Origin of the sequence: Burkholderia sp. (genome assembly GCF_018375725.1) — a bacterium.
GTDB lineage: Bacteria > Pseudomonadota > Gammaproteobacteria > Burkholderiales > Burkholderiaceae > Burkholderia.
In genome coordinates this window covers 1-10,007 of sequence record NZ_JAHACR010000140.1, presented here as the reverse complement: position 1 = coordinate 10,007, position 10,007 = coordinate 1, and the positions used below count along the sequence as shown (strand labels likewise).

Sequence of the window (10,007 nt, the reverse complement as noted above, 5' to 3'; positions counted from 1 at the left end):
AGCCGGTCGTCGAGGCCGCCGCCGCCGCGCTGCGCCGCGGCGTCACGCAGTACACGAGCGCACTCGGCATCGCGCCGCTGCGCGAGGCGATCGCCGCGCACTATGCGCACGCGTACGGGCTGACGATCAGCCCGGAGCGCATCGTCGTGACGGCAGGCGCCTCCGCCGCGCTGCTGCTCGCCTGCCTCGCGCTCGTCGGACGTGACGACGAGGTGCTGATGCCCGATCCGTCATATCCGTGCAACCGCCACTTCGTCGCGGCGGCCGAAGGCCGCGCGGTGCTCGTGCCGAGCGGCCCGGAGGCACGCTTCCAGCTCACCGCCGACGACGTCCGGCGGCTATGGGGCGACAACACGCGCGGCGTGCTGCTCGCGTCGCCGTCGAATCCGACCGGCACGTCGCTCGAGCCCGACGAGCTGCGACGGATCGTCGATGCGGTGCGCGCCCGCGGCGGCTTCACGATCGTCGACGAGATCTACCAGGGTCTCAGCTACGACGCGCCGCCGGTGTCCGCCCTGTCGTTCGGCGACGACGTCGTCACCGTCAACAGCTTCTCGAAGTACTTCAGCATGACCGGCTGGCGGCTCGGCTGGCTGGTCGTTCCGCCGGCGCTCGTCGGCACGTTCGAGAAGCTCGCGCAGAACCTGTTCATCTGCCCGTCGGCGCTCGCGCAACATGCGGCGCTCGCGTGCTTCGAACCGGCGACGCTCGATATCTACGAAACGCGCCGCCTCGAATTCAAGCGGCGCCGCGATTTCATCGTGCCGGCGCTCGAACAGCTCGGCTTCAAGGTGCCAGTGATGCCGGACGGTGCGTTCTACGTCTATGCGCAATGCGACGGCGTCCATCATCCGGCGGCCGGCGACAGCGCGGCCCTCACGCACGCGATGCTGCACGATGCCGGCATCGTGCTGGTGCCGGGGCAGGATTTCGGCACGCATGCGCCGCGCGACTATATCCGCCTGTCCTATGCGACCGCCTACTCGCGCCTCGAAGAAGCGGTCGAGCGGCTCGCCACGCTGTTCCGGCTGCGCTGAGCGGCCGCGCGGGCGCCGGGCACGTACGACACGGACACGGCGCCCGCCTCATGCCGGGACGCAACAGCAAGCCATCAAGCAAAAGGAGGACACCCTCGCGGGTGCCCTCCTTTTTCACATGCTGCTTCGCCGCGAAACCGCGCGTTATGCGCCCAGCTCCGAGCGGCCGTTGTGCGCCTTCGAGGTGTCGGCGCTTGCGTCGTCCTGCGACTGCGCCTTCGGCGAGGCGGTCTTGGCTGCGTCCAGCGTTGCGTGAACGCGCCTTGCGCTGCCCATCGACGTCGCGGCGGCGGTCACGATCGGCTTGGTCTGCTGCTGCGGCGCATAGATCGACACGTTGCGGCCGCGCGCGATGTCGCGCAGGCGTCCGCGCTCGGCCAGCACCTTCGAGCTGTAGCCGGCGTCGTCCGGGTTCGTCGAGCCGTTGTACAGGCGCAGCCCGCTCGCGAGCGAACCGCCGCGCGCGATGCAATCCTTCAGCACCAGCGCGCCGACCTGAATGTTGGCGAGCGGTTGCAGCGCGGTGTCCGTGCCGCCGAAATACTCGAATTTGTCGGAATGGACCTTCGACATGACCTGCATCAGGCCTTGCGCGCCCATGCCGCTCTCGGCGTACGGATTGAAACCCGACTCGATCGCCATCACGGCGAGCAGCAGCGTCGGATCGAGGCCGACATCCCGGCCGGTCTGGAACGCGGCCTTGACGAGCTTGCCGACCGGCTCCTGAGCGACGCGGTAACGGCGCGAGATATACGTGGCAACGAGGGCCTGCTCGCGGTTCGACGCGAGGGCGCGATCGTCGCGCGCATCGGCGGCGACGCGCTGCGGCGGAATCAGTTTCGCGAGGGTGACGGGCGAGCGGGCCGCATCGGCGGCATCGCCCTGCGCGGCGGCGTCGGACGACTCGGTATCGAGTTCCACCGCGAGCGCATCGGTTTCCGGACCGTCGTCCTGCTGCGGCTGCGCGCCGGCAGGCGCGAAATTCGGCAGCGGATGGCCGGTCAGCAGCCGGGCCGGACCGGCTTGCACGGCCGCGGATACGACCGGCATCAGCTTCGCGGCGAGATTGCCGCGCACGGTCGGCAGCAGCCAGAGGGCAAGTGCGATCGCGACAGCGCAACAACCGACGACGCTGAATAAATGGTGACTGACACGCGTCCCGCGACGCAGCATGTCGCGCACGAGATGCGCATGCCGCTCACTGGGACGCCACGATAACCAGGCGTTCATTCAGATCTCCCATGAACATGATTCGTGCGGCTCGCTCGGCTCGAAGGCGAGACAGGAAACGTTCCGCGGAATCACGACGCCGCACGTCTGGTCATGACGGCAGGCATCGGAGAAACGGTAAAAGTACCGTTCGGGGCCACGGCAGGCAAAAGGGCCGGCGCCTTGAAGGCGGGCAAATGCGGTGGCACCCACGCAAAAAACCAGCGTCAGGTAACGCTGGCCGAGACTTCGAACTAAGACCGTCGAACATGCCGTGCAGGTTTCGGCAGACGGTGACGCGCTGCGTCCAAGGATCGGTGATTGGCGGCTGAAAGCCATGGACCCTGCAACCAATGTGAGCGGATTCTAGCAGGGTTTTATAGATCGTCAACACTATAAAAACGCAAAATCATAACAAAAAGTAATAATTTGTTGCCCTTCAGAACTGTGAGCCCCATGCCGTAGGCATTTGCGCGCCGTCAACTTTTTTCCTGTCCGGGCATCGGCGCGGCCAGCCGGGTAAAATCGGCGCTCGATCCGGGGCCGCAGCTGGCCGCTGCGCCCCGCCCACCGCCGTCCGTTGCGCGGATGGCCCGGACCATATCCATGAAATACAAAGACTTACGCGATTTCATCCAGCGCCTCGAAGCGCTCGGCGAACTGCGGCGCGTCACGCAGCCGGTGTCGCCCGTACTCGAAATGACCTAGTTGTGCGACCGCGTGCTGCGCGCCGGCGGTCCGGCGCTGCTGTTCGATGCGCCGCCCGGCTACGCATTCCCGGTGCTCGGCAACCTGTTCGGCACGCCGCGGCGGGTCGCGCTCGGCATGGGTGTCGACGCCGGCGACGACGCCGCGCTCGGCTCGCTGCGCGACCTCGGGCGGCTTCTGTCCGCGCTGAAGGAGCCCGATCCGCCGAAGAGCCTGAAGGATGCCGGCAAGCTGCTGTCGCTCGCGAAAGCCGTGTGGGACATGGCGCCGAAGACGGTGTCGTCGCCGCCCTGCCAGGAAATCGTCTGGGAAGGCCACGACGTCGACCTCAACAAACTGCCGATTCAGACGTGCTGGCCGGGCGACGCCGGCCCGCTCGTCACGTGGGGGCTGACCGTCACGCGCGGACCGAACAAGCCGCGCCAGAACCTCGGCATCTATCGTCAGCAACTGATCGGCCGCAACAAGCTGATCATGCGCTGGCTCGCGCATCGCGGTGGCGCGCTCGACTTCCGCGAGTTCGCGCTGGCGAACCCGGGCAAACCGTATCCGGTCGCCGTCGTGCTCGGCGCCGATCCGGCCACGACGCTCGGCGCGGTGACGCCGGTGCCCGACTCGCTGTCCGAATACCAGTTCGCCGGCCTGCTGCGCGGCAGCCGCACCGAGCTTGCGAAGTGCCTGACGCCCGGCGTCGACACACTGCAGGTGCCCGCACGCGCGGAAATCGTCCTCGAGGGCTTCATCTACCCGCAGGACGGCACGCCCGAACCCGCGCCCGCCGGCGCGCCGCCGCGCCCGGCGAACACGGCGTCGGCCGCCTACGAGCACGCGCTCGAAGGCCCGTACGGCGACCACACCGGCTATTACAACGAGCAGGAATGGTTTCCTGTCTTCACCGTCGAGCGCATCACGATGCGCCGCGACGCGATCTATCACTCGACCTACACCGGCAAACCCCCTGACGAGCCCGCCATCCTCGGCGTCGCGCTCAACGAGGTGTTCGTGCCGCTGCTGCAAAAGCAGTTCTCCGAGATCACGGACTTCTATCTCCCGCCCGAAGGCTGCAGCTACCGGATGGCGATCGTCCAGATGAAGAAAAGCTACGCCGGCCACGCAAAGCGCGTGATGTTCGGCGTCTGGAGCTTCCTGCGGCAGTTCATGTATACGAAGTTCATCGTCGTCGTCGACGAGGACGTGAATATCCGCGACTGGAACGAGGTGATCTGGGCGATCACGACGCGCGTCGATCCGGTGCGCGACACCGTGATGGTCGACAACACGCCGATCGACTATCTGGATTTCGCGTCGCCAGTCGCCGGTCTCGGCTCGAAGATGGGACTCGACGCGACCAACAAGTGGCCGGGCGAGACCTCGCGCGAATGGGGACGCCCGATCGAGATGGATCCTGCCGTGAAGGCGCGCGTCGATCGGCTCTGGCAGGAAATCGGTCTTTGACCGTGCGCGCTGGCCCGCCCCCGCAAACAACCGACGCATGATGAACGCTCCGCCCGCCTCGATGCTGTCCGACGGATTCTTCCTGTCGCTGTCGCTCTGTCTCGACATCGGCCTCGTCAATGTCGCGATGCTGTCGCTGACGATCTCGCACGGCTTCAAGCCGGGCTTCTGGCTCGGGCTCGGCTCCTGCGTCGGCGATCTCGTCTACGCGGCGCTCGCGCTCGCCGGCATGGCCGTCCTGCTGCAGTTCGAGGCGGTGCGCTGGGCGGTCTGGGTCGGCGGTGGCGCCGTCCTGCTGTTTCTCACCGGCAAAATGGCACGCGAAGCGCTGTCGCCGGCCAGGGCGGGCAACGCAGGCCCGCAGGACAGCGCTTCACCGCAGGCGAGCGCGCCGCGCAGTTTCATGCGCGGCGTACTGCTCGCGATGTCGTCGCCGAGCGCGATCCTGTGGTTCGCCGCGGTCGGCGGCGCGCTGATCGCCAAGGCGGGCGCGACGACACCGGCGACGGCATCGGTATTCCTGTCGGGATTTTTCCTCGGCGGCCTTGCGTGGACGCTGTTCGTCTGCACGCTGGCAAGCCAGGGCCGCAAGCGCGCCGGCGCAACGCTGATGCGCGCGTGCCATGTCGTGTCGGCGCTGCTGTTCGCCTACTTCTCGTACAGCGTGATCGTCGGCGGTTATCGCGACCTGATCGCGCACGCCGTCTGAACGGCCGGGCTTCGGTCGACACGTCACGCCGCCCGCCACGCGGCTGACGGTTGACACGCGCATCGATCCACGCCGGCAAGCGAACCCGCGCGGCCACGCCAATAAAAAACGGCGCAGCGTCCCGTCAAGGAATGCTGCGCCGTTCGCCACGCGCGGACGAGCCGCGCGCGGACAACATCAATCAGCGACGCCAGTAGCCGTGGCCGTAGTAGCCGCGGTGACGCCAGTACGGACGACCGTAGTACCCGCCTCCGTAGACGACCGCCGGCGGCGCATAGTATGCCGGCGCCGGTGCGTAATACACGGGCGGCGGCGGTGCGTAATACACGGGCGGCGGGGCTGCATAAACCGGATACGCGGGTGCGATCGGGAGGCCGATGCCGACCCCGACCGACACGTGCGCCTGCGCAGCGCTGGCAGCCCCGAGGCCCAGCGCGGCGGCGGCGATGAACGGAATGAATTTTTTCACTTCGATTCTCCTGCTGGAGCGGCTTCCTGCCGTTCCTGTCGGCAACGGCGGCACGCACGTCGCATGCTTGCAATGTAGCGAAAACCCGTGCCATTGGTACTGCGCATTTGTTGCAAATTGCAATCGCGCACCCGTGCGGATAGCGTGGTGCACCGTATGAGCCCGCCCCGGAAATCCGTTCAGATCGCACGAATCCGGCCGGCCCGGTGCGTCACAATGACGCGCGCAGTCAGTTTTACCGATTCCGGTACGCCCCGCGTGCGAGCGTCCGTAATCTTCAATTACAAATTTGAGACAAAAACCCAACAGTGATGCAACCGCCCCCGCCGGCAACCTGATGGGCGAAGCTCGAGGGTCGGATCGCACGATTGGCGACACGCTGGATCCGACGTCCGGCGAAACATGCACGGGACTTCGCTCCGCGCTCATCCCATCCCGCATCCAGTGAAACGCGGCACGATATCGTCATCTGCGCATCCCTCGCCGTCCGGTTTCCCGCGCTCGACCGCCAGATCAATCCTGCGATACTGACGGCTTTCCGGTTCTCGCATTCCGCCCACCATGTCTCTTCCCGTCCTGCCCCGTCTCGGTTTCATCGGCGCCGGCCGTCTCGCGCGCTGCGTGGCACAACGTTTCGCGCAAGCCGGCTTTCCGGTTGTCGCGATGGCGAGCCGCACGCCGGCCTCGGCGGCCGCCCTCGCGTCGCGCATCGACGGCTGCCAGGCGGTCGAGACACCGCAACAGGTTGTCGATGCGGCCGACCTGATCTTCCTGACCGTGCCCGACGACCACCTCGCCGCGGTCGCGGCGAGCCTGCGCTTCGGCGCGCCGCGCGCCGAAGCGCAGGCGCTCGTGCATTGCAGCGGCGCATCCGGCGTCGACCTGCTGGAACCTGCGAAGCGTCAGGGCGCGGCGATCGGCGGATTCCATCCGCTCTATCTGTTCGGCGGCGGCGACGCCGACCTGACCCGCATCGACGGCTGCTCGGTGACGATCGAGGCCGACGGCGCATTGCACGCGGCGCTGACGCGCCTCGCCGCCGCGCTCGGCTGCCATCCGCTGTCGATCCCGCCCGGCGGCCGGATGCTCTATCACGCCGCCGCGCATTACGCGGCGAGCTTCGCTCTGTGCGGGCTGGCCGAAGCGGTCGACCTGTGGCGCTCGCTCGGCTTCGACGAGGACGCCGCCCTGCGCGCGCTGTTGCCGATGCTCGCCGGCACGGTCGAAACCGCCCGCGAAAAGGGGCTCGCGAACGCACTCGCCGGGCCGGTTTCGCGCGGCGACACGGGCATCGTCGAGCGGCAACTCGCGCTGCTCGAGGCTCGCGACGGCGACCATGCGACGCTCTACGCGCTGATGACCCGCCGCGCGGTCGCGCTCGCCGCAAAGCGCGCCGCCCCGCCCGCCTCGCTGCCCGCGCTTGCCGCCGCCGTCGAAGCGTCGCTGGCGCGCACGACGGCCATGACTCGCCCCTCGTGCGACGAGGCGTGATAAGGTGTCGGCCGATGCGCCGCCATCCGGCGGTGGCGGCCGCATGCTACTCGACTGTATAAAAAGGATTCGAATATGTTCGGCGAGATCGCCCGTTTTCTGCTCAATACCCTCTTCACGCTGTTCGGCGCCGCGCTGATCCTGCGGGTCTGGATGCAGGCCGTGCGTGTGCAGCCCTACAACCCCGTCACGCAAGCGGTACTGCAGGCGACCAACTGGCTTGTGCTGCCGCTGCGCCGCGTGATTCCCGGCGTGCGCGGCATCGACTGGGCGAGCGTCGTCGCGGCGCTCGTGACCGCGCTCGTATACGTCGTGCTGATGATCGTGATGGCAGGCGTCGACCCGATCACGCTCGCCCCGACGATCGTCGTCGTGGCGCTCCTGACCGTCGTGAAGTGGGTGCTGAACCTCGTCATCTGGATGACGATCCTGATGGCGCTGCTGTCGTGGCTGAACCCGCGCTCGCAGGCGATGCCGATCCTCTACCAGTTGACCGCACCGTTCCTCAATCCGCTGCGCCGCGTCATTCCTCACCTCGGCGGCATCGACCTGTCGCCGATCCTGCTGTTCGTGATCGTGCAGGTGCTGCTGATGGTCGTGACACGCGCCGCCGTGTCGCTGACGCTCTTCGGCATCTAGGCTTTCCGCGCCTCATCCGCCGGCGCGTCGAGCGTGTCGATCACGCCGAACCGCGCCGGCATCATCGCATAGCACACCCGCACCTTCTCCTGCGCGACGCGCTCCAGCAACCGTTGCGCCTCGTCCTCGGTCACGATGAACTCGACCTCGACCGTCAGCGAACCCTGCAACTCGAAGAACCGGTCCTCGTGCAGCACTCGATGCTGACCGAACCCGGCCATTGCGCGAAACGCGGAGCCGCCCGCGACGCCCATCCGGTTCGCTTCCTCGAGCAGCCATTCCCATAACGACTTCCAGTGCAGACGATGCCGCTCATGCACGTAGAATCGCAAGAAGACCCTGTCCATCGCCGACCTCCACCGCCGGACACGTTCACGCCGCGACAAGCCACGCACGGGCGGTCCACATGCCGAGCGCCGTCAACGCGAACGATCCCATCAAGTGTAGGCCAGCCACCGCAAACGCCCATCCGAACTCGCCCTGCAACGCATGCGTCATCACCTCGACGGAATAGGTCGAGAACGTCGTCAGGCCGCCGAGAAAGCCGGTGATCACAAACAGCCGCCATTCGGGCGGCAACCCCGCCTTCATGGTGAATACGACGGCCGCCATGCCGATCGCGTAACCGCCGATCAGGTTCGCGGCCAGCGTGCCGAGCGGCAAGTCGGGGAGAAGTTCATTGAGCGTGAGGCTCAGGAACCAGCGCAGCAGCGCGCCAAGCCCGGCCCCGCAGAAAATCGCGACGATCGAATAGAACAAGGACACTCCCCGTGATGATGCAGTGCGGCCCATGCCGCGAATCTGGAATCTGAACTGTATGCGGAATGCTATTACGCCGGCAACGGATTCGGAGCGACCAGCTATCTGGACGCAGCGGCTGAATGATTCAGGCAAGACAATACGCGCGCCGATATTCGGATTTTCTTTTTCATTACGCTGCACATTACAAATTTATTCGGATTTCTCCGCAGTCGAACTGCGTCATCGATAAATCGGAAACGTGAAATGACGCCATCGCATAGGGCTGCACCCGCTCGCATCAAGCCTGACAGGTGTTTTCCCTGATCTGGCATTCCCGTGTTTGACAGATATTTCACACAAGCGAATCCGGTTATTTCATAGAATTCAATCGGCTCGCCCACTCCGTCGACATGGAGACTCGAAAATGAAAACCGCTCGCCTGTCATTCATGTTGATTCCCGCGCTGTGTGCTTCGCTCGCCGCGCCGACCGTCGCGCTTGCCGAGGGCAACGGACCGCCTTCCTACGTCGAAGGTGCGCGGCCGCCCAAAGGCGAAGCACGGCCACCGTTCCATACAAAGCCGCAGCTGAATTCATCGCAGGTGTCCGGATTCACGCCCGCGAAGGTGCGTCGGGCGTACGGGTTCGACACGCTCGCGAACCAGGGCGAAGGCATGATCGTCGCCATCGTCGACGCATACGACAATCCGAAGATCGAATCGGATCTGGGCGTCTTCAGCAAAACCTTCTCGCTGCCGCCGTGCACCACGGCGAATGGCTGCTTCACCAAGCTCTACGCGAGCGGCGGCAAGCCGCGCGGCGATGCCGGCTGGTCGCTCGAAATGGCGCTCGACGTCGAATGGGTGCACGCGATCGCGCCGAAAGCCAGGATCATGCTCGTCGAGGCCGCATCGGCGAATTTCAACGACCTGATGACTGCGGTGGATGTCGCCGTGCAGCGCGGCGCGTCGGTTGTGTCGATGAGCTTCGGCGCCGGCGAATTCAGCGGGGAAAAAAGCCTCGACAGCCATTTCACCGCGCCGGGCGTCACCTTTGTCGCCTCGTCGGGCGACAGCGGCAGCGGCGTCGAATACCCGGCTGCGTCGCCATATGTCGTGTCGGTCGGCGGCACCACGCTGTCCGTCGACGCCAGCGGCAACTATGTCGGCGAGTCCGCATGGAGCGGCAGCGGCGGCGGCGTGAGCGGCCAGGAACCCGAACCGTGGGGGCAATCCGCCTGGCCGATTCCCGTCGCGGGCAGCCGGGGCGTACCGGACGTCAGTTACAACGGGAATCCGTCCTCCGGATTCGCGGTGTACGACTCGGTCACCTACCAGGGACGATCGGGCTGGTTCCAGGTCGGCGGCACGAGCGCCGGCGCGCCGCAATGGGCCGCGCTCGTCGCGATCGCGAACTCGATGCGCGCGGCTGCAGGCAAGGGACGCCTCGGCGGTACGTACGATTCGCTGTATGCGGCCGGCAAAAGCGCCTACGGCAGCGATTTCCATGACGTGACGACCGGCGCCAACGGCAATTGCGGCGCGATCTGC

General features: G+C 66.4%; 9 protein-coding genes and 1 pseudogene. 6 read left to right on the top strand and 4 right to left on the bottom strand.

The genetic code is table 11. The features are described 5' to 3' along the window. The coding region (locus tag KH616_RS15285; protein WP_292247640.1) for a pyridoxal phosphate-dependent aminotransferase at positions 1–1,037 on the top strand (1,037 nt) is incomplete at its 5' end. 144 nt (positions 1,038–1,181) lie between these two features. On the opposite strand, the gene KH616_RS15280 is transcribed toward KH616_RS15285, so the two are convergent. After that, positions 1,182–2,267: a lytic transglycosylase domain-containing protein gene (locus tag KH616_RS15280; RefSeq protein WP_292247638.1), complete on the bottom strand. Its 1,086-nt coding sequence runs from the start codon at positions 2,265–2,267 to the stop codon at positions 1,182–1,184. Positions 2,268–2,852: 585 nt separating this feature from the next. On the opposite strand from KH616_RS15280, the pseudogene KH616_RS15275 reads away from it, so the two are divergent. Together KH616_RS15275 and KH616_RS15270 are read left to right on the top strand one after the other, a co-directional pair. After that, a pseudogene (locus tag KH616_RS15275) lies at positions 2,853–4,409 on the top strand (UbiD family decarboxylase). A gap of 40 nt (positions 4,410–4,449) precedes the next feature. Then, positions 4,450–5,118, top strand: coding sequence for a LysE family transporter (locus tag KH616_RS15270; RefSeq protein WP_292247646.1), 669 nt, complete (start codon positions 4,450–4,452; stop codon positions 5,116–5,118). Positions 5,119–5,299: 181 nt separating this feature from the next. Here KH616_RS15270 and KH616_RS15265 read toward each other — a convergent pair whose 3' ends face one another. Beyond that, on the bottom strand, positions 5,300–5,587 hold the full coding sequence (locus KH616_RS15265; RefSeq protein WP_292247635.1) for a hypothetical protein: 288 nt from the start codon (positions 5,585–5,587) through the stop codon (positions 5,300–5,302). A gap of 561 nt (positions 5,588–6,148) precedes the next feature. On the opposite strand from KH616_RS15265, the gene KH616_RS15260 reads away from it, so the two are divergent. After that, a complete protein-coding gene (locus KH616_RS15260; protein ID WP_292247633.1) occupies positions 6,149–7,078 on the top strand; it encodes a DUF2520 domain-containing protein in 930 nt (309 codons plus the stop codon). 75 nt (positions 7,079–7,153) lie between these two features. After that, entirely contained in the window at positions 7,154–7,717 is a 564-nt protein-coding gene (locus KH616_RS15255; RefSeq protein ID WP_292247631.1) for a YggT family protein, read from the top strand. Here KH616_RS15255 and KH616_RS15250 read toward each other — a convergent pair. Together KH616_RS15250 and crcB are read right to left on the bottom strand one after the other, a co-directional pair. Further along, positions 7,714–8,064, bottom strand: coding sequence for a DUF190 domain-containing protein (locus KH616_RS15250; protein WP_292247628.1), 351 nt, complete (start codon positions 8,062–8,064; stop codon positions 7,714–7,716). The two genes, KH616_RS15255 and KH616_RS15250, sit on opposite strands and share 4 nt — an antisense overlap. 25 nt (positions 8,065–8,089) lie before the next feature. Further along, the gene (crcB, locus tag KH616_RS15245; RefSeq protein ID WP_292247643.1) at positions 8,090–8,476 is read right to left on the bottom strand and encodes a fluoride efflux transporter CrcB; all 387 of its coding nucleotides are present in this window, start codon (positions 8,474–8,476) and stop codon (positions 8,090–8,092) included. A 406-nt stretch (positions 8,477–8,882) separates the two neighbouring features. Here crcB and KH616_RS15240 point away from each other — a divergent pair. Next, positions 8,883–10,007: S53 family peptidase (locus KH616_RS15240; protein WP_292247625.1), on the top strand; the 1,125-nt coding region annotated here is incomplete at its 3' end.